Origin of the sequence: Halomonas litopenaei, from assembly GCF_003045775.1 — a bacterium.
GTDB classification, from domain to species: domain Bacteria; phylum Pseudomonadota; class Gammaproteobacteria; order Pseudomonadales; family Halomonadaceae; genus Halomonas; species Halomonas litopenaei.
In genome coordinates, this window is the sequence record NZ_PXNS01000012.1 from 1 (window position 1) to 22,256 (window position 22,256).

Below are 22,256 nucleotides of genomic sequence, written 5' to 3' on the forward strand. Positions count from 1 at the left end.
CAACCTGATTCCTTCCCCGAGTTTCTTTCTTGAACAAGTCGTTGTCGAATCTGAAGCTGGCAGGCAAAGTTGCTTGTCCGGCGTTTTGTCGTGCCTGTGTTTCGCCCTCGGCGGCGGTCGTGTCGTCATTCGGTGGCCACGAATTTTCCAATAGCCCCTTGTAAAAGACATGCCAGGCCCCATGTTGTGGGCGTTGGCGCTTGCCAGTGCCCGGCGGGATTCTTAGAATCTCCCCTTTGACGTTTTCAATTTTTCAGTACGCCCCCAGTCGGTAGAGGATTATTCATGCAAGTTTCCGTCGATACGACCTCCCAGATCGAACGCCGCATCAACGTCCAGGTGCCGGCCGCCGAGATCGACGAGGCCGTCGCCGCCCGTCTCAAGGATGCCGCCAAGAACGTTCGTCTCGACGGTTTCCGCAAGGGCAAGGTGCCGATGTCGGTCATCCGCCAGCGCTATGGTGCTGATGTGCGCAACGAGGTGGTGGGCGAGGTCATGCGTGAGCGCTATGTTCGCGCCATTACCGATGAGAAGCTCAATCCGGCCGGCTACCCGCAGATCGAAGCCACCGTCAACGAGACCGGCAAGGACCTGGAGTTCACTGCCACCCTCGAGGTCTATCCTGAGTTCGAGCTGGCGACCATTGAAGGCGCCGAGGTCGAGCGTCCGGTGGTTGAAGTGACCGATGCCGACGTCGACGAGATGATCGAGACGCTGCGCAAGCAGAACGCTGCCTGGGAAGAGGTTGAGCGTGCTGCAGAGCAGGGCGATCAGGTCAATATCGACTTCCAGGGCTTCCTGGGTGACGAGCCGTTTGAAGGCGGCAGCGCCGAGAGCCACGATCTGGTGCTGGGTTCCGGCAGCTTCATCCCCGGCTTCGAGGATCAGCTCGAAGGTGCCAAGGCGGGTGAGGACAAGGTCATCAGCGTGACCTTCCCCGAGGACTACCAGGCAGAGCAGCTGGCCGGCCAGGAAGCGACCTTCAAGGTCAAGGTCAACGCGGTCAAGGGCCAGGCGCTGCCGGAAGTCGATGCGGAATTCATCGAGAAATTCGGTGTCGAAGGTGGTGACGTCGAGGCGTTCCGCGCCGAGGTCAAGAAGAACATGAGCCGTGAGGCTGACCAGGCGGTCGAGAATCGCGTCAAGCAGCAGGTGCTCGAGGCCCTCAAGCAGGCCAACGAGATCCCCGTTCCCGAGTCGCTGGTCCAGCAGGAGGTCGATGGCCTCAAGCGTCAGGCGGCGCAGCAGTTTGGTCTGGGCGAGGACTTCGACGTCAGCCAGTTGCCCAACGAGCTGTTTACCGAACAGGCCAAGAGCCGCGTGCAGGTCGGTCTGCTGCTGGCTGAGGTGATCAAGGTCAACGAGCTGGATGCTTCCGACGACGAGATCAAGGCAAAGGTCGAGGAGCTTGCACAGCAGTATCAGGAGCCCGAGCAGGTCGTCGAGTACTATATGGGCAACGAGCAGATGAAGACCCAGGTCAAGTCTGCACTGCTGGAAGAAAAGGCCGTCGACGCTTTGCTCGATCAGGCCAATGTGAAGGACGTGGAAATGTCCTACCAGCAGGCCCTGGCTGCCGCGCAGCAGCAGCCGGGCGACGAGGCGGAGGAAGGCGAGGACGCTTGAGGCGCCTCTCCTGGCCGGCCCCGTCGGGCCGGCTTCGTCGTTTTGTCACGCAAGGAAACAAGGACATCTCCTCATGAACACCGAGTTCGATATCAACGCTGCCGGCGGCCTTGTGCCCATGGTGGTCGAGCAGAGCGCCCGCGGCGAGCGTGCCTACGACATCTACTCCCGGCTGTTGAAGGAGCGGGTGATCTTCCTGGTGGGGCCGGTCGAAGACTATATGGCCAACCTGCTGGTCGCCCAGCTGTTGTTCCTGGAGTCCGAGAACCCGGACAAGGACATCCACCTTTACATCAATTCGCCCGGCGGTTCGGTGACGGCGGGGATGTCCATCTACGACACCATGCAGTTCATCAAGCCTGACGTCTCGACCGTCTGTATCGGTCAGGCGGCGAGCATGGGAGCCCTGCTGCTGGCCGGTGGTGCCGCTGGCAAGCGCTATTGCCTGCCCAACTCGCGGATGATGATCCACCAGCCGCTGGGTGGCTATCAGGGGCAGGCCTCGGACATCGAGATTCACACCCGTGAAATTTTGGGCATCCGCGAGCGACTGAACCAGATCCTGGCGCACCACACCGGCCAGGATATCGAGACCATCGCCAAGGATACCGATCGCGACAACTTCATGAACGGCGCCCAGGCCGCGGAGTATGGCCTGATCGACGCAGTGCTGGATAAGCGCCCGGCATCCTGATAGCGTGATAGCTCGCGCGATGACTACGTGATTACCGGTGGCCCCTGGGGCCACCGCTGCCAGAGAGGTACGCGAATGGCCGACGGCAAAGGCAAGGACGACAACGGCAAGCTTCTGTATTGTTCGTTCTGTGGCAAGAACCAGAACGAAGTACGCAAGCTGATCGCCGGTCCGTCCGTTTATATCTGCGATGAGTGTGTCGATCTCTGCAACGACATCATTCGCGAAGAAGTTCTCGATGCCGATGCCGAGAGCGACGAGGAGCGTCTGCCCGTTCCGCGCGAAATTCGACACACCCTCGACGACTACGTGATCGGTCAGGACCGCGCCAAGACGGTGCTGTCGGTGGCCGTGTACAACCACTACAAGCGTCTGCGTCACAGTGGCAAGGATGAGGTCGAGCTCGGCAAGTCGAACATCCTGCTGATCGGGCCCACCGGTAGCGGCAAGACTCTGCTGGCGGAGACCCTGGCGCGGTTGCTCAATGTTCCCTTCACCATCGCCGATGCCACCACGCTGACCGAAGCGGGCTACGTCGGCGAGGATGTCGAGAACATCATCCAGAAGCTGCTGCAGAAGTGCGACTACGACGTGGACAAGGCCGAGCGTGGCATTGTCTACATCGACGAGATCGACAAGATCTCGCGCAAGTCGGACAATCCGTCGATCACCCGGGATGTTTCTGGCGAGGGCGTGCAGCAGGCGCTGTTGAAGCTGATCGAGGGCACCACGGCCTCGGTGCCTCCGCAAGGTGGTCGCAAGCATCCGCAGCAGGAGTTTCTGCAGGTCGATACCGGCAATATCCTGTTTATCGTCGGCGGTGCCTTCGCCGGCCTCGACAAGGTTATCCGGGATCGTGCCGAGACCGGTGGCATTGGTTTCAATGCCGAGGTCAAGAGCAAGGATGAGACCAAGGGTGTCGGCGATCTGCTGCTGGACGTGGAACCCGAGGATCTGGTCAAGTTCGGCCTGATTCCCGAGTTCGTCGGACGTCTGCCGGTCATCGCAACCTTGACCGAGCTGACCGAAGACGCACTGATTCAGATTCTGACCGAGCCGAAGAACTCGCTGGTCAAGCAGTACGCTCGGTTGTTCGACATGGAAGGCGTCGAGCTGGACTTCCGCGAGGATGCCCTGCGCGCGGTGGCCCACAAGGCAATGGCGCGCAAGACCGGCGCCCGTGGCCTGCGTTCGATTCTCGAGTCGGTGCTGCTCGACACGATGTACGAGATTCCCTCTCTCGAGGGCGTCAGCAAGGTGGTTATCGACGCCTCTGTCATCGGTGGGGAGAGTGATCCCCTGCTGATCTACAGCCAGGCCAGCGACGCTGAGGAAGACACTCGCGTGGACGGCACCGACGGCTAGTCCGTCAGCGCTTCCCGCGACGCCGTCAAAAGGGGCCGCAGACGCGGCCCCTTTGTCTGCCGGAGCCTTCGATGGCGATTCGGCTAGGCGTTTCCCCTTGCAATGCCTCGGGGCTGCCCCCATCCCCTTAGGTTTCACCCGCTAAGTTTGAGGAACGTCTGCGATGCAGCAGAACGCCGAACAGACTATGAGTCTGCCCCTTTTGCCACTGCGTGACGTGGTGGTATACCCGCAGATGGTCATCCCCTTGTTTGTCGGCAGAGAGAAGTCGATTCAAGCGCTGGAAGCCGCCATGGCGGATGACAAGCGGGTCTTGCTGGTCGCCCAGCGTGAGGCGAGCAAGGATGATCCCGATGACGAAGATCTGTTCGCCATCGGCACGGTAGCCGAGATCATGCAGCTGCTGAAACTCCCGGACGGTACCGTCAAGGTGCTGATCGAGGGCGAGTCTCGCGCCGATATCGGTGAGATCTCGGTAGCCGAAGAGGGTTACTCCACGGCCCAGGTGATACTGCGTTCCAGCGAGCCCCTGAGCGAGCGTGAGCAGGAGTCGTTGGTGCGGGTGCTGCTCAACCAGTTCGAGCAGTACGTCAAGATGTCGAAGAAGGTGCCCAACGAGGTACTGAATTCGCTGTCCGGGATCGAGGATCCCAGCCGCCTGGTGGATACGATCTGCGCCCATCTGTCGCTGAAGATCGGCGACAAGCAGGAATTGCTCGAGATGGATCGCGTCCGCGATCGTATCGAGCACCTGATGGCGCTGATCGAAGCCGAGATCGACCTGCTGCAGGTAGAGAAGCGCATTCGCTCCAGGGTCAAGGACCAGATGGAGAAGTCCCAGCGCGAGTACTACCTCAACGAGCAGATGAAGGCCATCCAGAAGGAGATGGGCGAGCTCGAGAACGCGCCAAACGAGGCCGACAAGTACGAGCAGGCCATCAAGGACTCCGGGATGCCCAAGGAGGCCGCCGACAAGGCCAACCAGGAGCTCGGCAAGTTGCGCATGATGTCACCTTCCTCGGCGGAGGCGACGGTGGTGCGCTCTTACCTCGACTGGCTGGTGTCGGTACCGTGGAAGAAACGTACCCGGGTCAAGCACGATCTGATCAATGCCCAGAAGGTGCTCGACGAGGACCACTATGGACTGGATGAGGTCAAGGAACGCATCCTCGAGTATCTGGCCGTGCACAAGCGGGTCAAGAAGCTCAAGGGGCCGGTGCTGTGTCTGGTGGGGCCTCCCGGCGTCGGCAAGACCTCGCTGGGCAAGTCCATCGCCCGGGCGACCAATCGCAAGTATGTGCGTCTGGCCCTCGGCGGCGTGCGTGATGAATCGGAAATCCGTGGGCATCGCCGGACCTATATCGGCTCTCTGCCCGGAAAGCCGATCCAGCGCATGGCCAAGGCGGGGGTGAAGAACCCGTTGTTCCTGCTTGACGAGGTCGACAAGGTCGGCATGGACCATCGTGGAGATCCTGCGTCTGCGCTGCTTGAGGTGCTGGACCCCGAACAGAACAACACCTTCAGTGACCACTACCTGGAGCTGGACTACGATCTGTCGGAAACCCTGTTCATCTGTACCGCCAACTCGATGAATATTCCGGGGCCGCTGCTGGACCGCATGGAGGTGATACGCCTCCCGGGGTACACCGAGGATGAGAAGCTGGCCATCGCCACGCGCTATCTGGTGCCCAAGCAGCTGGCCGCTAACGGCTTCAAGGAAGATGAGCTGAGCTTTGGTGAGGATGCGCTGCTGGAGCTGATTCGCTACTACACCCGCGAAGCCGGCGTTCGCGAGCTCGAGCGGCAGATCGCCAAGGTCAGTCGCAAGGTGTTGCGTGAGCGGCTCGAGAAGGAAGGCAAGGAAGGTGCCCTGGGCTCACAGACGCTGGCGGCCGAGGATATCGAAGCCTACGCTGGCGTGCGGCGTTACAGCTACGGTCTGGCCGACCAGCAGGACCAGGTCGGTCGTGTGACCGGACTCGCCTGGACCTCGGTGGGAGGTGAGTTGCTCAATATCGAGTCGGTGGTGACGCCTGGCAAGGGGCGTCTCAACAAGACCGGTTCACTGGGTGACGTCATGAAGGAGTCGGTGAGTGCCGCCCAGACGGTGGTGCGGGCCCGCGCCGAGGCGCTGGGGATCGATCCCGAGCGGTTCGAGAAGGAAGACCTGCATATCCACGTGCCGGAGGGAGCCACCCCCAAGGACGGCCCCAGCGCGGGTATCGCCATGGTGACCGCCATGGTCTCGGCATTCTGCAACCGTCCTGTGCGTTGCGACGTTGCGATGACCGGTGAGGTCAACCTGAGAGGCGAAGTCATGCCGATCGGTGGGCTCAAGGAGAAATTGCTGGCGGCCAGGCGCGGTGGTATAAAGACGGTGCTAATACCCGAGGAGAACCGTCGCGATCTCAAGGAGGTCCCTGAAAATATCAAGGATGCTCTGACGATCCATCCGGTTCGCTGGATTGATGAAGTGCTCGAGCTCGCTCTGTCACAAAAGGTGGATCAAAAAACCGACGATTCACTGTCGACAGAGTCGTCTGCGACACACTCAATGGTCAGCACACACTAGTGACGTTTTTTCCATGATCTTGGGTGTAGAATGCCGAGTTCATGCGGATTGGCAAGGAAGGTTGCTTGACAGGTCTTTTGCAGCATTGCTATAAATTATCGCCATGCTGCGATCGAGCCTGTCGGCAAGAAGTATCGCCGTTTCGAATTTTTTTCTGTAATAGTCAAGGGGTGAAGTGTGAACAAGTCCGAGCTGATTGATGCCATTGCCGCGTCTGCCGATATTCCGAAGGCCGCCGCTTCTCGCGCGCTGGATGCTATGGTGGAATCCGTGACCGAGAGCCTGAAGCAGGGCGACAGCGTTTCACTGGTTGGCTTTGGTACCTTCTCCGTCAAGGAGCGCGCTGCACGTACCGGCCGCAACCCGCAGACCGGTCAGCCGATCGAAATCAGTGCCGCCAAGGTGCCGAGCTTCAAGGCCGGCAAGGCTCTGAAGGATTCCGTCAACTAAGACGCGTGGTCTCGGCGGCACGTCGAGCATCGTCACGTTGACACGAGTCTGGCGGCCACCGCCTACGCCGGACTCGCCAAGGGCGCATCGCTATCGCGGTGCGCCTTTTTCATGAGTTTGGGGGAGGTCGCGCCAGGCCCTCGGGTGCGTATACTGGTGCGCGAAGAATCCCCATCCTTTCGCAGAGGCATGCATGCTGCAGAGTATTCGCGACCGATCCCAGAGCTGGATCGCAAAGATCATCATTGGTGCCGTGATCGTCACCATGGCACTGTTTGGCGTGGAGTCGTTGATTGGTCTATTCGGACAATCCGGCGATGAGGTCGCCACGGTCAATGGTGAGCCCATCAATCGCCAGCAGGTCGAACTGAATGTCCAGCGCGCCATGCGCTCCAACCAGGTGCCGGCCGACCAGGAGCGCGCGCTGCGCGGCGAAGTGCTCGAAGGCTTGATCAGTGACCGCTTGATGATCGACTACGCCAAGAACGGCGGACTAGCGGTTTCGGACAATCAACTCGACCAGTTGATCGTCAGTCGCCCGGAGTTTCAGAATGCCGATGGCCAGTTCGACCAGGAGCTCTTCCGCAGCCGTCTATCAAGTGTCGGCTATACGCCATTGTCCTTCCGCGAGCAGCTCAGTCGTGACGTCATGCGCGGGCACATTCAGCAAGGCCTGATCGCCAGCGACTTCACCTTGCCAGGTGAACGCGAGCGGCTTGCCGAGTTGCAGCGCCAGACGCGTAGTTTCCGCTACCACCGGCTGACCGAGGCGGACCTCGAGGCGCCTGTCGAGGTGTCTCAGGCGGAAATGACAGCCTACTACAACGAGCATCAGCAGGAATTCCTGCGGCCGGAGCAGGTCAAGCTCGGTTACATCGTGCTCGATCAGGAGGCCATGGCCGCCGATATCGAGGTGAGCGAGGAGGACCTGCGCGAAGCCTGGGAAGCCCAGGCGGAGAACGCCGATCGTCAGATATCACATATCATGGTGACCTTCGGCGACGAGCGCAGCAGAGACGAGGCCGAGGCCCGTATCGAAGCCATCAAGGCGCGACTGGCCGATGGCGACGCGTTCGACGATCTGGCGGCCGAGTTCTCCGATGACACATCCACCAGCGACGATGGTGGCGATCTTGGGGTGATCACCCGGGGTATCTTCGGCGAGGCCTTTGAAGAGGCCGCCTTTGCCCTCGACGAGGGCCAGGTCTCCGAGGCGGTCGAGACCGACAACGGACTGCACCTGATCAAGGTGACCGAGATTGATCGTGCGGACTTTGCCTCCGAGCGTGACCGTCTGCGTGATCAGCTTGCTCAGGCACAGGTGCGTGACGCCTTCAATGACAAGGCCCAGCAGTTGATCGACGAGAGCTTCGCTGCCGACGATCTTCAGAGTGTGGCTGACGACCTTGGACTCGAGCGTCAGACCAGTGATTGGGTCGGTCGTGAAGGCGCTGAAGGCGTACTGGCCGAACCTGGCGTGATGGATCAGGCCTTCAGCGATGAGGTGCTTGGAGAGGGCTTCAACAGCGAGGTCATCGAGCTGGATGGTTCACGGCGTCTGGTGCTGCGGGTACTCGATCACCGCGACGCGGCGACGCTCCCACTGGAGCAGGTGAAGGACCAGGTCGAAGCGGCGGTGCGTCAGGCCAAGACCCGCGACGCCTTGATCGAGCTTGCTGAAGAGCGAGTGTCGCAGCTGCAGGGGGGCCAGTCGCTGGACATCGATTGGCAGCGTGCTGACAACATCAGCCGTCAGGACGCGCCCAGCGTACCCGATGCAGTGCTGACCACCGCGTTCAAGCTGCCGCATCCTGAAGAGGGCCAGGTGGTTTACGGCCGGGCGGTCGATGGCGCCGATGTCAGTCTTATTGCGCTGGAGAGCATTGGCCAGGGTGAGGGTAACCAGCAGATGGAGCAGTTTGTCGCCAGCATGGCCGAGCGGCTGCGTGCCCAGGCGGTGCTGGATGGCCTGTTGACCCATCTACGCGATACCGGCGAGATCGAGCGTTACTAGCCAACTCGTCTAGCCAGCGCGGAGAGGGGCCATACGCGTGTCGCGGTCCCCCTGCTGTCGAAAAGGAGCGCCATCTGGCGCTCCTTTTCGTTGGCGCCGGCCTGTGAAGTCCTGTTGGAACGATTGTTGGAGCGATGTTTCGGGTATTGCGTGCCTGCTCGATGGTTCTTTTTATACCGTTATCTTGCGTTCTGGTGAAGCGCATACGGCGTTCAGGGTATAGCGTCGCACAAGGCCTCTGCATAGGCTGTTTATATTTATACCGTTATCTTATTGGTCGTCATCTGTTGCCAATCTTCTAGCCGGAGCCAAGAACCGTCATGCAACCACTGGCCAGCATCCCCACCCATGTCATCACCGGATTTCTCGGCAGCGGCAAGAGCCAGTTGATCCGCCATTGGATCGATCGCAAACCCGTTGGTGAGCGGTGGGCAATCCTGATCAATGAATTTGGTCAGGTGGGCATCGACCAAGCGATAGTCGGGGAGCGCGACGACGTCACCGTGCAGGGGGTGCCAGGAGGGTGTCTCTGCTGTCAGGTGGCGACGGTCTTCCGCTCGGTGCTGGTGCAGTTGCTGCGCCGCGAACGGCCAGATCGACTGCTGATCGAGCCCTCCGGGCTCGGCCACCCGGCCGGCCTGCTGGAGGTGCTGGGGGGCGGCGATCTTGCCCAGGTGCTGGATCTCCGCCAGGTCATCACTGTGCTCGATGCACGCCGTTTCGATGATCCCAGAGTCACTAACCACTCCACCTTTATCGATCAGCTGGCAGTGGCCGATGGATGGGTGCTGTCCATGCAGGACCTGCTCGAGGACGAGCATCGCCAAGGGCTCGAGCGATGGCGCCAGGAGAGTGGCTTGGCACCATCCTGGATGGTGGAAAGCGGCGCGAAAGGGTTGCCGATCAGCCATCTGCTCGACTCCCCGGCGCGATGCCGTCAGAACGCTCGTCGCGATGCTCAGAGTCTGCTGCTGCGTCGGCCTTCGCTGCATGCCGAGGCGATCGACTCGTCGCCAGGTACGCCAGAGGTCCCGGCGCCCATCGCCGGTGGTGCAGCAAGACAGAACGGACACGGTCTGGGGTATCGCTCCGCAAGCTGGCATTGGCACCGCGAGGAGTGCTTCGATCTCGCAGCGCTGGAGCAGTGGTGGAAGCAACTGCCATCTGGCGTGCGGGTGAAAGGGGTCATGCGAACCGGCCGGGGCTGGCGCACCTTCCCGCTTCCGTCCGTTCCCGGCAAAGAGGCTCAGGCGTCCTGGCGCAAGGATTCGCGGCTCGAGATGATCTGGCCAGAGGATATGGAACTCGATATCGATGGCCTGGAGCGGGCGCTCGAGCAGTGTCGACGTCGGCCGTCGGGTGAGGCGGGGCCGGACGCCTGAGCGTCCGGCGTGTCATCGATGCCCGAAGGCCCAGGGCGGGCAGGGCGTCGATAAAGGCTGCGTCAGAAGGAAAAGCGGTTGAGTGATGGGGCCTCGCCGTCTTCGATGCGCACCTCCCAGCCCTGATCGCGGGTCCAGTCGCCGACCACGATACGTTGCGCCGACACGGGATCGCCCTGAGGACCGGCAAGGCTCAAGTCATGCACGGCGGGACGATGGGTATGACCGTGAATCAGCCTGCGAACCTCGTGGGCCTGCATCACGTCGACGACTTCCTCGGGGGTGACGTCCATGATGTCAGCGGCCTTGGTGCTGTTGGCCTCGCCGGACTGCTGACGCAACTGGCTTGCCAAGGCCAGACGTTCCGGGATCGGCATGGCAAGGACTCCTGCCTGCCACTGCGGGTCACGGGCCTTGGCGCGAAACGCCATGTAGGCTTCGTCGCTGGTGCACAGGCTGTCACCGTGCATCACCAGGGTAGGCTCACCGCCAAGGTCAAGTCGTTCTGGTTCGTCGAGCAGCGTGGCGCCGGCCCGCTGGGCGAAGCTTTCGCCCAGCAGGAAGTCGCGGTTGCCGTGCATCAGGAAAAGTCGCATGCCGGCGTCGCTGGCAGCCTTGAGGCGTTCGGCCACCTGGCAGGCCAGAGCCGCGTGGCCAGACGGATCCGCGGCGCCGAGATCCATCAGGTCGTCGCCGATCCAGGCGTCGAAGATGTCACCGATCAGGTAAAGATCGGTGCCTTCGGCGGTGTTGCGCTCGAGGTAGTCGAAGAATCCCTGGGTGATCTGCGGCGCCTCGGGATGCAGGTGCAGGTCAGCGATCAACAGAGTGGTCATGGTGTTCATGGTCTCCTGAACGCAGCACGCCCGCAGTGCGGGCGTGCTCGGTGGAAAGGCAGGAGGATCAGGCGTCGTCCTTGACGTAGGCGCGCTGGATGATCACGTCCTCGGCAGGCACGTCGGCGTGCATGCCGCGTCGGGTGGTGGCCACGTCCTTGATCCGGTTGACCACGTCCATGCCGTCGACCACACGACCGAAGACACAGTAGCCCCAGCCCTGCATGTTCTTGCCGGTATGATTGAGGAAGTCGTTGTCGGCCACATTGATGAAGAACTGGGCGGTGGCGGAGTGAGGGTCCTGGGTCCGCGCCATGGCCAGGGTGCCGGTAGCGTTCTTGAGGCCGTTGTCCGCTTCGTTCTCGATGGGGTCACGCGTGGGCTTCTGCTCGAAGTTGCTGTCGAAGCCGCCGCCCTGGACCATGAAGCCGTCGATCACGCGATGGAAAAGGGTGCCATCGTAGAAGCCATCGCGGACGTACTGCTCGAAGTTGGCCGCGGTCTTTGGCGCCTCTTCATGGTTGAGTTCGATCGAGATGTCGCCAAAATTGGTCTGCAGAATGATCATGGAGTGGTCCTGTAGCGTTTACAGCGCCTCTTGGCGCCTTTCTCGTTCTCGGCCCGGCTTGGCGCCGGGCCCTGGCGTGACGCTATAATAGCCGTTTTGCTTCGCAGCGCGAAGCCGGGGGCGGATCTGTGCCCTTCAAAGCCCTTACTTCACCAGAGGTTGATTCATCAACATGACCACCGAGACCAGCAACGCGCCGAATTTCATTCGCAATCAGATTCGCGAGGAAATCGAGGCCGGACGGTCACAGAAGATCGTGACGCGATTCCCCCCCGAGCCGAATGGCTTCTTGCACATCGGGCACGCCAAGTCGATCTGTCTCAACTTCGGACTCGCGGAGCAGTTCGGTGGTGACTGCCATCTTCGCTTCGATGACACCAATCCCGCCAAGGAAGAGCAGGCCTACATCGACGCCATCAAGGAAGACGTGCACTGGCTGGGCTTCCAGTGGGCGGGCGACATTCGTTTCGCCTCCGACTACTTCGACCAGCTCTACGCCTGGGCGCAGCATCTGGTGAAGGAAGGCAAGGCCTATGTCGATGATCTGTCTCCGGACGAGATTCGCGAATACCGCGGCACCCTGACCGAAGCCGGTCGCCCCAGTCCCTACCGCGACCGCAGCGCAGAGGAGAACCTCGATCTGCTCGAGCGCATGCGCCAGGGGGAATTTGCCGAAGGCGAAAAGGTGCTGCGCGCGAAGATCGACATGGCCTCGCCCAACATCAACCTGCGCGACCCGATCCTGTATCGCATTCGGCATGCCAGCCACCACCAGACCGGCGACAAGTGGAAGATCTATCCGTCCTACGACTTCACCCACGGGCAGTCTGACGCCATCGAAGGGATTACCCACTCGGTCTGCACCCTGGAGTTCGAGGACCACAGGCCGCTCTACGAATGGTTTCTCGAGCAGCTGCCGGTGCCGGCCAAGCCCCGGCAGATCGAGTTTGCGCGCCTGAATCTGAACTATACCCTGACCTCCAAGCGCAAGCTCAAGCTGCTGGTCGACAACGGCATCGTCGATGGCTGGGATGATCCGCGCATGCCTACCATCTCCGGGATGCGTCGGCGCGGTTATACACCGGCGTCGATTCGCAAGTTCTGCGAGATGATCGGTGTGACCCGGGCCGACGGCGGTCTGGTGGACATTGCCATGTTGACCCATGCCATCCGCTCCGACCTCGAGGACAATGCGCCTCGTGCCATGTGTGTGCTGAAGCCACTCAAGGTGGTGTTGACCAATGTCGACGCCGACCACGAAGAGGTCTACGAGGTGGCGGGACACCCGGCCCGTGACGACATGCCGGTACGCCGTATCCCCTTTACCCGAGAGCTGTGGATCGACCGCGACGATTTCATGGAAGAGCCGCCGAAGAAGTTCTTCCGTCTGGCCCCGGGCAAGGAGGTTCGCCTGCGCAACAGCTACGTGATCCGTTGCGACGAGGTGGTCAAGGACGAGGCTGGCGAGATCCAGGAGCTGCGTTGCAGTGTGGACTTCGACACCCTGGGCAAGAACCCGGAAGGGCGCAAGGTGAAAGGGGTCATCCACTGGGTCAGTGCCAGCCACGGGGTGCCGATCGAGGTGCGGCTCTACGACAATCTGTTCCTGGTCGAGCAGCCGGACAAGGACAAGGACGCCGATTTCCTCGAGCACCTGAACCCCGAGTCGCTGGTGACCGTCCAGGGTGTCGGCGAGCCGAGCCTGGCTGATGCCGGCAACGAGGATCGCTATCAGTTCGAGCGCGTCGGCTACTTCTGTGCCGACCGCTACGCCAGCCGCCCCGATCACCTGGTGTTCAATCGCACGGTCGGTCTCAAGGACACCTGGGCCAAGATGCAGAAGAAGGGCTGACATGCAGATCTACAACACGCTGAGCCGCACCAAGGAAGAGTTCACGCCCATCGAGCCGGGCAAGGTACGCATGTACGTCTGTGGCATGACGGTGTATGACTTCTGCCACCTGGGACATGCCCGGGTCATGGTCGCCTTCGATGTCATCAGCCGCTATCTGCGCCATCGTGGCTATGACGTCACCTACGTGCGCAACATCACCGATATCGACGACAAGATCCTGCGTCGCGCCGAAGAGAACGGCGAGAGCATCGGTGAACTGACCGAGCGCATGATCGACGCCATGCACGAGGATGAAGGTCGACTGTTTGTCCAGCGTCCGGACCAGGAGCCCAGGGCCACCGGTCACGTGGCCGAGATCATCGCCATGATCGAGGTGCTGATCGACAAGGGCTTTGCCTACGCGCCGGGTAACGGCGATGTCTACTATCGCGTGCGCAAGTTCGAAGGCTACGGCAAGCTCAATAATCGTAACCTCGACGATATGCGCTCCGGCGCCCGCGTCGAGGTCGACGAGCACAAGGAAGATCCGCTGGACTTCGTGCTGTGGAAGGGTGCCAAGCCGGGTGAGGCCAGCTGGGCCTCTCCCTGGGGCGAGGGGCGTCCGGGTTGGCATATCGAATGTTCGGCAATGTCCACCTGCTGCCTGGGCAACACCTTCGACATCCACGGTGGAGGTCCGGACCTGACCTTCCCGCACCACGAGAACGAGATCGCCCAGAGCGAGGCGGCCACAGGCGAGCGCTACGTCAATACCTGGATGCACGCCGGAGCGGTGCGGGTCGACAGCGAAAAGATGTCGAAGTCACTGGGCAACTTCTTCACCATTCGCGAGGTGCTGGAGCACCACGATCCAGAGGTGGTCCGGTATCTGCTGGTGGCAAGCCACTATCGCAGTGCCATCAACTACGCCCCGGAGGCGCTTGGCGAGGCACGCAAGTCACTCGAGCGCTTCTATACCGCGCTTGATGGCGTCGCGCTGCCGGCGGAAATCGAAGTGGGGCCGGGCGACTACGCCGCACGCTTCAGCGCCGCCATGGACGACGACTTCAACACGCCGGAGGCCCTGTCGGTGCTGTTCGAACTGGTACGCGAGCTCAATCGTGCGCGCAAGGAAGGCAGCGATGACGTTCCTGCCCTGGCGCTCGAGCTCAAGCGTCTGGGCGGTATCCTGGGCTTGTTGACCCAGGAGCCGGCCGCCTTCCTCAAGGGTGGTTCGGTAGCGCTGTCCGAAGACGAGATCAATGCGCGTATCGCGGCGCGGGCGGAGGCCAAGAAGGCCAGGCAGTTCGCCGAAGCGGACCGCATCCGCGACGAGCTCGCCGCCCTGGGGATCGTGCTCAAGGATTCCCGCGAAGGTACCACCTGGGTGGTCGACAAGGGCTGAGCTCAGCCCGTAGTCGCCTGTCGCTTGTGCACCGCGCGGGGCGGCAGGGGGACCTGTCGGGGCCAGTCGTCGCCGACCACGAAGATGCGCCGTCCGCATGCCGCGGGCGGCGCATTTTTCATGTCCGGCGTGGCAGGCTCATCGGCATCCTGGCCAAGGACCCATGAGCCATCCAGCGGCGGGTCCAGTGCCTCTCGCTCGAAGCGCAGGGGGTCCTCTGTCAGCATCACCTGAACCGGTGTCGCATAGGTGGCGAAATGGGCCGCCAGCGCCCGTGTCAGGTCGTCACGGCTGCTCCAGTGTCGCGGTTGTGGCGGGGCCAGCCAATGGGGTTTCGCCAGGCAGGTACCGAAGCGCATGTTCTCGAATTGTCGGCACAGGGCCGACCAGTCGCGCCAGTGACACCAGAGCCCCTGTAGCGCCGAATCCGGCACGCCGCGGGGTAGCGCCATGGGACAGTGCCAGGGTTGAAACAACACCCCGGGCATCGCCAGGTGGGCCTCGATTCCGTGTTGCAGTGACGCCAGGGGAGCCCCTTTGATCGTGTTGGCGGGGCTGTCATTCAGGCCCAGACGCAAAAGCTCTCGGGCGCGCTGGCTCTGCAGCAGGGGCAGTTGATGATGCAGCAGATGGCTGACCTTCAGCGCCAGGCTGTCCAGCCCCCCGGGGCCTATCCAGCGACAGGTATCGCCCGAGTCCCCCGGACCGCAGGGGAGGCCGAGAAAGAACTTGATCGCCACTTCCAGGTGTTGAAGGCGCCCATCGACGTTGCGGTAGAGCAGGTCCAGTTCGCCCAGGGTCCGCTTTTCTTCTCGAATAGGCACATTGTGAGCCAGCAACTGGGTAGCCGGTGCCGTAGAGAGCAAAAATTGCCAAAGAAACTCGTGATATTGTCCAAGCCGGGTGGTGGCGGTCCGTCCCACCATCGCCTCCAGTGCGCTCGGGTCGGCGTCGATGGCCGCCAGATAGGCGTGTCGGTGCTCCGGCTCGCCCAGCCCGAGTTGGGTCAGACTCGGACGCCCGGGCCAGTCGGTGTCGATCAGGTCGGGAGCCGTCATCAGCCATGCCAGATCACGCACCATGGGATGGTTGGGTACTGCGCCGAGCTGGACGGCGGTGGTTGCGCCTTGGCATGAGGTCATGATGGACTCACGTTGGTGAAACGTTCAGCAGGCTTGGCCTTGCCTCCTTATACTCAGCATACACACACAAGGAATTGGGTGAGATATATGAAACGTCCCCTGGTGTTAGCCGTGATGGTCGCCTCTGCCCTGGCGGGGCAGGTTCAAGCACAGGACCCGCTGGTGGTGTCCTCCAAGATCGATACCGAGGGCTCCGTGCTGGGTCAGATGATCCTGCAGCGCCTGGAAGCGGCAGGGCTCGAGGTCGAGGATCGGCTTCAGCTTGGCGGCACCAGCATCGTGCGCGAGGCCTTGATCAACGGCGAGATCGATATCTATCCGGAATACACCGGCAACGGTGCCTTCTTCCACGATATGACCGACAGCCCGGTGTGGCATGACGCGGACAAGGCCTATGAAACGGTGAAGAGCAAGGACGCCGAGCAGGGGCTGGTATGGCTCGAGCCGGCCTCGGCCAACAATACCTACGCCATCAGCGTGCGCGGAGATGTCGCCCGTGACAACGGGCTCGAGACCCTGGAAGACATGGCTGACTTCATCAACCAGGGGGGCGAATACAAGCTCGCGGCCAGTACCGATTTCGTCGAGTCCGCCTTTGCCTTGCCGGCGTTCGAGGAGGCTTACGGCTTCTCTCTGGACGATGATGACCTGCTGGTACTCTCCGGGGGTAATACCGCCGCGACCATGCGCGCCGCGGCCCAGCAGACCAGCGGCGTGAATTCTGCGATGACCTACGGCACCGATGGTGGCCTGCAGGCGCTGGACCTTACCGTGATGACCGACACCAAGGGTGTTCAGCCGGTCTATCAGCCGGCTCCCGTCGTGCGCAAGGAGGTGCTCGAGGCTCACCCCGAGATCGAAGAGGCTTTGGCGCCGGTGTTCCAGTCGTTGGATCTGGAGACCCTGCAGCGTCTCAACGGTGACGTGGCGGTGAACGGTCTGGACCCGGCGAAGGTGGCCGCCGACTACCTGTCGACTCTCGAGGACTGAGCCATCGGTCTCTTGAGTGCAGTGAACGGTGAGCGCGGCAATACGGTATTGCTGACTCTGATGCTGGTGGGGCTCGGTGCCTGGTGGGCCTTGCCTGTGGTCAGCGTCGCACCGAATCGTATTGTGCCCGGCGAGGCTCGCTACGCCTGGGAGGTGGCCGGGCCCGCCATGGCGCTGCTGGCCAGCCTGCCCATGGCCCTTGCGGCATTGTCGGCGCGTAGCGCTGACCCCGGCTGGCGCTCGCTTGGGCTGGTGCTGCTGGCGCTGGCGGGCCTGCCGCTGTGGCTGGTGTTGGCGGTGCACCAGCTCATCGATCCTGAGCTGCCCCAGGCGCGGCTCGGGATCGGTTCAGGCATCTGGTGTGCGCTGTTTGTGCTGATGTTGGCGCTTTTGGACCTGCGGACTCGACAGCGGCTGTCGACCGGGGTGTCCTGGCTCTTGATGCTGACTCCGCTGGCGCTGCTCGCCGTCTGCCTACCGCTGGGGCTGAATCGTCTGGCGTTGTGGCAGGAGTACCAGGGCCGTGCCGATGACTTCTGGCTGGCCATCGGCGAGCACCTGCTGCTGGTCACTACCACCGTCGGCGTCAGTCTGGTCCTCGGCGCCGGCATCGCGCTGCTGATGCGGCGCTACCCCGAAGTGCAACGGGGCGCCTTCGCGGTACTCAATTTCCTGCAGACGATCCCCAGTCTGGCCTTGTTCGGCTTGTTGCTCGGACCGCTGGCGTGGCTTGCCAATCGCTACCCCTGGGTCGATTCGCTCGGCATCAGCGGCATCGGTTGGGCGCCGGCGCTGTTGGCCCTGGTGGCCTACAGCCTGTTGCCGATGGTCAGAAACACCTTTGTTGCCCTGGAGGGCGTTTCCCCCGGTGTGATCGAGGCGGCGCGCGGCATGGGCATGAGTCGGTTGCAGATCTTCTTTCAGGTGCGCCTGCCACTGGCGGTGCCGGTACTGCTGGAAGGGGTGCGCATCACCACGGTGCAGGCTATCGGCCTGACCGCGGTGGCGGCCCTGATCGGCGCCGGTGGGCTCGGGCGTTTCATCTTTCAAGGGCTGGGCCAGGCCGCCATGGATCTGGTGCTGTTGGGGGCCTTGCCCATTCTGGTGATGGCAATACTCGCCGATGCGGTACTCGGCAACCTGTCGAGGCGACTGGGGAGAGGAGAGGCCGCATGATCGAATTGATCAATATCAGCAAGCGTTTCGGGTCGACCACTGCGGTGGACAGCATTTCGCTGAAGGTGGAGAGCGGGGAGTTCTGCTGCCTGGTGGGGACCTCCGGCTGCGGCAAGTCCACCACCCTGAGGATGATCAACCGGCTGATCGAACACAGCGATGGCGAGATCCATATCGACCAGCAGCCCATTCGCAGCTTCAGGGAAGAGACGCTGAGGCGTCGGATCGGCTACGCCATCCAGAGCACCGGTCTGTTCCCCCACTGGACCGTGGCGCGCAACATCGGCCTAGTGCCGCGACTGCTCAAGTGGCCAAAGGCCAGGATCGACGCACGGGTCGAGGAGCTGATGGCCTTGCTGGGGCTGTCGATGGACGAATTTGCCGGCAAGTACCCCGACCAGTTGTCCGGGGGGCAGGCGCAGCGGGTCGGGGTCGCCCGCGCCCTGGCGGCGGACCCGGATATCCTCCTGATGGACGAGCCGTTTGGCGCCCTGGACCCGATCACCCGCGAGAGCCTGCAACTGGAGCTGCGTGATCTTCAGGCGCGGCTGGGCAAGACCATCGTATTCGTGACCCACGACATGGACGAGGCCCTGACCCTGGCTGACCGGCTGGTGGTGATGCACGAAGGGCAGATCATGCAGCAGGGGCATCCATTGAGCGTGCTGAGAGACCCCGCCAACGATTTCGTCGCCTCGTTGCTGGGGGGCGAGGATCGCGGCCTCAAGGAGGCAGCGCTACTGCCGGTCAGCGAGCGGATGATGCCTCTGGGCACCGGTGGCGTGGCGCGCGAGCGGATCGACCAGGGCGCCTCGCTCAGGGAGGCGCTATCGGTGATGCTATGGCGCCGGGTCGAGCGCCTGGCAGTGGTCGATGACGATGATATTCCGATCGGCGAACTGAGCTTTCGTCGGCTGGTGGGAGCCCGGGGCCATGACTGAGCACTGGGCCAGCCGCTGGCGGGTTCCTGTCATCTGGGGGCTGTTGCTGCTGGCGGGTTGTCTGTTGATGGGGCAGCTGGAAGCGCTGTTTCGCTGGGTCGAGCCCGATAGCCGTGACGTGATCTTCTCGCGGGTGGACTTTCTGGTGTTGTTGGGACGCCATCTGCTGGTGGTCAGCGTTGCCGCCGTGCTGGCTACCTTGATCGGGGTGGGCGGCGCCATCGCCGTCACCCGTCCGGGAGGACGCGATTTTCTGCCGCTGGTCGCCCAGGTGGCATCGCTGGGACAGACGTTTCCTCCGGTGGCGGTACTGGCGCTGGCGGTGCCGGTGCTGGGTTTCGGCACCCTGCCCATCGTGGTGGCATTGCTGCTCTATGGTCTGCTGCCCATCGTGCGTAACACTCTCGCCGGGATCGAGGGTATCGATCCCTCGGTGCGGGAGGCCGCCCGTGGCATGGGCATGACCAGTGGCCAGATCCTGCGCCAGGTGGAATTGCCGCTGGCGGCACCGGTGATCCTGGCCGGTATTCGCACCTCGGTGACGATCAACATCGCCACCGCCGCCCTGGGTGCTACCGTTGGTTCAAGCAACCTTGGGGACCCGATCATCTCCGGTATCGTCAATGGCAACACCGCCTACATCGTCCAGGGCGCAGTGCTGATTGCACTGCTGGCGCTGACGGTGGACAGCGTGTTCGCGCGCCTGGCTCCTGCTCGCCGGGCCTGATGGCGTCGTCCGGGTCCGAACACCGAGACCTGGTCCGCTTTCCCTTTCCTGATCTCCGTATCCGCGAAGCCCCCGTGCAGAGAGGGGGGCTTCGTGGTGGCCTGCGTCTCTCACCAGCCGGTCTCCCCGTCACGGTGGCCCGGTTCGGGCGTCCCATGGTGCTCGCCGCAAAGCGGTCCATCGAGGCAATTCGAGACGAATTTTCGACCAAAGTCGCGGCTAGGCAGGCGTCTCAGTTTACGTTAACGTCAAGTCAGTGCGTTGGTCCCGCCACGGGCAATCCCCTGGCAAGGGGCGGGAATAAAGACAACACTGCCCTCAAAAGGGGCAAAGGAACAGCACGATGACGACGACCGCACAGACCCACCGCCCGGACTTTCTGTCCGGCGACGAATACAGCATTCCCACATATGCGGTGCTATCCCAGGATGGCACCCTCCATGACGGCGCCGAAGGGCCGGATCTCGAGCGCGACAAGGCGCTGAGAATCTACCACGCCATGGTGGCCACCCGGGTGCTGGACGAGCGCATGATGGCGGCGCAGCGTCAGGGACGCCTGAGCTTCTACATGCAGTGCACCGGCGAGGAAGCGGCGGTCATCGGCAGCGCCGCCGCCCTGGACGACGCCGACATGATCATGGCTCAGTACCGAGAGCAGGGCGCCTTGGCCTATCGCGGCTTCAGCTTCGACGAGTTCATGAACCAGTTGTTCGGCAATGAACTGGACTACGGCAAGGGCCGGCAGATGCCGATCCACTATGGGTCGCGCAAGCTGCACTACATGACCATTTCATCACCGCTGGCGACTCAGATTCCCCAGGCCACGGGCTATGCCTATGGCCAGAAGCTGGCGGGAGAGGGCCTCTGCACCATCGTCTATTTTGGTGAGGGCGCTGCCTCCGAGGGCGATTTCCACGCGGCGCTCAATATGGCGGCGGTACACGAAGCGCCGGTGATCTTCTTCTGTCGCAACAATGGCTACGCCATTTCCACGCCGTCGGTGGAGCAGTTCGCCGCAGATGGCGTGGCGCCCAGGGCGCTGGGATATCGCATGCACGTGATCCGCGTCGACGGCAACGACGTGCTGGCGGTCTACCGGGCCACCGAAAAGGCACGACGTCTGGCGGTGGAGGAGAACAAGCCCGTACTGATCGAGGCCATGACCTACCGTCTGGCGGCCCACAGCTCTTCCGATGACCCATCGGGCTATCGTTCGCGCAAGGAAGAGGACGCCTGGCGGGCCAAGGACCCGATCCGGCGCATGCAGCTGTGGCTCGAGGCCCAGGGCTGGTGGAGCGAAGACGAGGAAAAGGCGTTGCAGGACGAACTGCGTCGCGAGGTGCTGGAAACCATGAAACGGGCCGAAAAGCGCCCACCTCCGGCGATCGATACCATGGTCACCGACGTCTATGCCGACGTGACGCCTGCGCTGCAGCATCAGCTCGATGCTCTCAAGCAGCATGTTCGTCGCTACCCGGAGGCCTATCCGCGTGGGGCCAGGTCGCTGGACCCGGCGTTGAGCCATCGCGATGCCGACCAGGGAGGGGACTGAGATGCCGACCATCAATATGCTGCAGGCCATCAACCAGGCGCTGGACATCGCCATGGCCGAAGACGACAAGGTGCTGTGCTTCGGTGAGGACGTCGGGGGCTTCGGTGGCGTCTTCCGTGCGACCAGTCACCTTCAGGAAAAGTACGGCAAGGCGCGCTGCTTCAACACGCCATTGGTGGAGCAGGGCATCATCGGCTTCGCCAATGGGCTGGCGGCCCAGGGATCGGTGCCGGTGGCGGAGATCCAGTTCGCCGACTACATCTTTCCGGCCTTCGACCAGATCGTCAACGAGACCGCCAAGTTTCGCTACCGCTCCGGCGATCTGTTCAACGTCGGCGGGTTGACCATCCGCGCGCCCTACGGCGGTGGTATCTCCGGTGGCCTCTATCACTCCCAGTCGCCCGAGGCCTATTTCGCCCACACCCCGGGTCTCAAGATCGTGGTGCCGCGCAATCCCTACGAGGCCAAGGGCCTGTTGCTGGCCGCCATTCGTGACCCAGATCCGGTGCTGTTCTTCGAGCCGAAGCGCCTCTATCGCGCCTCCACCGGCGAGGTCCCGGAAGAGGATTACCAGCTGCCGCTGGGAGAAGCCGAGGTGACCAAGGAAGGGGCCGATATCACGCTGCTGGGCTGGGGGGCCCAGATGGAGGTGATCGATCGGGCGGTGGAGATGGCAGAAAAGGACGGGGTGTCCTGCGAAGTGATCGATCTGCGCAGCATCCTGCCCTGGGACGAGGATACCGTCGCCGAGTCGGTGCTGAAGACAGGCCGCCTGGTCATCACCCACGAGGCGCCCCGCACAGGGGGCTTCGCCGGAGAAATCGCCGCTGCCATTCAGGAGCGCTGCTTTCTTTACCTGGAGTCGCCGATCCAACGGGTGACCGGCATCGATACACCTTTTCCGCTGACGCTGGAGAAGGAGTATCTGCCCGACCATCTGAAGATCTACGAGGCCATCAAGACCTCACTCCACTACTGAGAC

The 22,256-nt window shown here is 62.5% G+C and carries 18 protein-coding genes; 15 read left to right on the forward strand and 3 right to left on the reverse strand.

All coding sequences use genetic code 11. The features are described 5' to 3' along the window. Positions 1–285 precede the first annotated feature (285 nt). The 7 genes from tig (at position 286) to C6W88_RS17275 (ending at position 10,103) form a co-directional block, all read left to right on the forward strand. Positions 286–1,626 carry a trigger factor gene (gene tig, locus C6W88_RS17245; protein ID WP_045993753.1) on the forward strand — a complete coding sequence of 447 codons (1,341 nt, stop codon included), beginning with the start codon at positions 286–288 and terminating at the stop codon, positions 1,624–1,626. A 73-nt stretch (positions 1,627–1,699) separates the two neighbouring features. Next, the gene (gene clpP / locus C6W88_RS17250) at positions 1,700–2,320 is read left to right on the forward strand and encodes an ATP-dependent Clp endopeptidase proteolytic subunit ClpP (RefSeq protein WP_045993752.1); all 621 of its coding nucleotides are present in this window, start codon (positions 1,700–1,702) and stop codon (positions 2,318–2,320) included. A gap of 75 nt (positions 2,321–2,395) precedes the next feature. Next, on the forward strand, positions 2,396–3,685 hold the full coding sequence (clpX, locus tag C6W88_RS17255; RefSeq protein ID WP_045993751.1) for an ATP-dependent Clp protease ATP-binding subunit ClpX: 1,290 nt from the start codon (positions 2,396–2,398) through the stop codon (positions 3,683–3,685). Between the two features lie 163 nt (positions 3,686–3,848). Beyond that, a complete protein-coding gene (gene lon, locus C6W88_RS17260; RefSeq protein WP_045993750.1) occupies positions 3,849–6,257 on the forward strand; it encodes an endopeptidase La in 2,409 nt (802 codons plus the stop codon). 177 nt (positions 6,258–6,434) lie between these two features. Continuing rightward, positions 6,435–6,707: a nucleoid-associated protein HU-beta gene (gene hupB, locus C6W88_RS17265; RefSeq protein ID WP_045993749.1), complete on the forward strand. Its 273-nt coding sequence runs from the start codon at positions 6,435–6,437 to the stop codon at positions 6,705–6,707. A gap of 193 nt (positions 6,708–6,900) precedes the next feature. Continuing rightward, positions 6,901–8,721, forward strand: coding sequence for a SurA N-terminal domain-containing protein (locus C6W88_RS17270; protein WP_045993748.1), 1,821 nt, complete (start codon positions 6,901–6,903; stop codon positions 8,719–8,721). Positions 8,722–9,041: 320 nt separating this feature from the next. After that, a complete protein-coding gene (locus C6W88_RS17275) occupies positions 9,042–10,103 on the forward strand; it encodes a CobW family GTP-binding protein (RefSeq protein ID WP_108133374.1) in 1,062 nt (353 codons plus the stop codon). A gap of 62 nt (positions 10,104–10,165) precedes the next feature. Here the strand turns inward: C6W88_RS17275 and C6W88_RS17280 are convergent, their stop codons facing one another. Continuing rightward, entirely contained in the window at positions 10,166–10,948 is a 783-nt protein-coding gene (locus tag C6W88_RS17280) for a UDP-2,3-diacylglucosamine diphosphatase (protein WP_308812445.1), read from the reverse strand. A gap of 58 nt (positions 10,949–11,006) precedes the next feature. After that, positions 11,007–11,507: a peptidylprolyl isomerase gene (locus tag C6W88_RS17285; RefSeq protein ID WP_045993746.1), complete on the reverse strand. Its 501-nt coding sequence runs from the start codon at positions 11,505–11,507 to the stop codon at positions 11,007–11,009. Between the two features lie 172 nt (positions 11,508–11,679). Between C6W88_RS17285 and C6W88_RS17290 the strand changes: the two genes are divergently transcribed. Continuing rightward, complete coding sequence (locus tag C6W88_RS17290; protein WP_045993745.1) at positions 11,680–13,359, forward strand: glutamine--tRNA ligase/YqeY domain fusion protein; 1,680 nt, start codon at positions 11,680–11,682, stop codon at positions 13,357–13,359. A gap of 1 nt (position 13,360) precedes the next feature. Next, the gene (cysS, locus tag C6W88_RS17295; RefSeq protein WP_108133375.1) at positions 13,361–14,746 is read left to right on the forward strand and encodes a cysteine--tRNA ligase; all 1,386 of its coding nucleotides are present in this window, start codon (positions 13,361–13,363) and stop codon (positions 14,744–14,746) included. Between the two features lie 2 nt (positions 14,747–14,748). On the opposite strand, the gene C6W88_RS17300 is transcribed toward cysS, so the two are convergent. Next, positions 14,749–15,888, reverse strand: coding sequence for a DUF1853 family protein (locus tag C6W88_RS17300; RefSeq protein ID WP_108133376.1), 1,140 nt, complete (start codon positions 15,886–15,888; stop codon positions 14,749–14,751). An 87-nt stretch (positions 15,889–15,975) separates the two neighbouring features. Between C6W88_RS17300 and osmF the strand changes: the two genes are divergently transcribed. The 6 genes from osmF (at position 15,976) to C6W88_RS17330 (ending at position 22,253) form a co-directional block, all read left to right on the forward strand. Beyond that, positions 15,976–16,878, forward strand: coding sequence for a glycine betaine ABC transporter substrate-binding protein OsmF (gene osmF / locus C6W88_RS17305; protein WP_045993742.1), 903 nt, complete (start codon positions 15,976–15,978; stop codon positions 16,876–16,878). A gap of 21 nt (positions 16,879–16,899) precedes the next feature. Beyond that, a complete protein-coding gene (locus C6W88_RS17310; protein WP_308812446.1) occupies positions 16,900–18,054 on the forward strand; it encodes an ABC transporter permease in 1,155 nt (384 codons plus the stop codon). Continuing rightward, positions 18,051–18,995 carry an ABC transporter ATP-binding protein gene (locus tag C6W88_RS17315; protein ID WP_045993740.1) on the forward strand — a complete coding sequence of 315 codons (945 nt, stop codon included), beginning with the start codon at positions 18,051–18,053 and terminating at the stop codon, positions 18,993–18,995. The genes C6W88_RS17310 and C6W88_RS17315 overlap by 4 nt, the downstream gene beginning before the upstream one ends. Continuing rightward, on the forward strand, positions 18,988–19,722 hold the full coding sequence (locus C6W88_RS17320; RefSeq protein WP_045993739.1) for an ABC transporter permease: 735 nt from the start codon (positions 18,988–18,990) through the stop codon (positions 19,720–19,722). The genes C6W88_RS17315 and C6W88_RS17320 overlap by 8 nt, the downstream gene beginning before the upstream one ends. Before the next feature lie 343 nt (positions 19,723–20,065). Beyond that, on the forward strand, positions 20,066–21,274 hold the full coding sequence (locus C6W88_RS17325) for a thiamine pyrophosphate-dependent dehydrogenase E1 component subunit alpha (protein WP_045993738.1): 1,209 nt from the start codon (positions 20,066–20,068) through the stop codon (positions 21,272–21,274). A 1-nt stretch (position 21,275) separates the two neighbouring features. Next, the gene (locus tag C6W88_RS17330) at positions 21,276–22,253 is read left to right on the forward strand and encodes an alpha-ketoacid dehydrogenase subunit beta (RefSeq protein WP_045993737.1); all 978 of its coding nucleotides are present in this window, start codon (positions 21,276–21,278) and stop codon (positions 22,251–22,253) included. Positions 22,254–22,256: the final 3 nt, after the last annotated feature.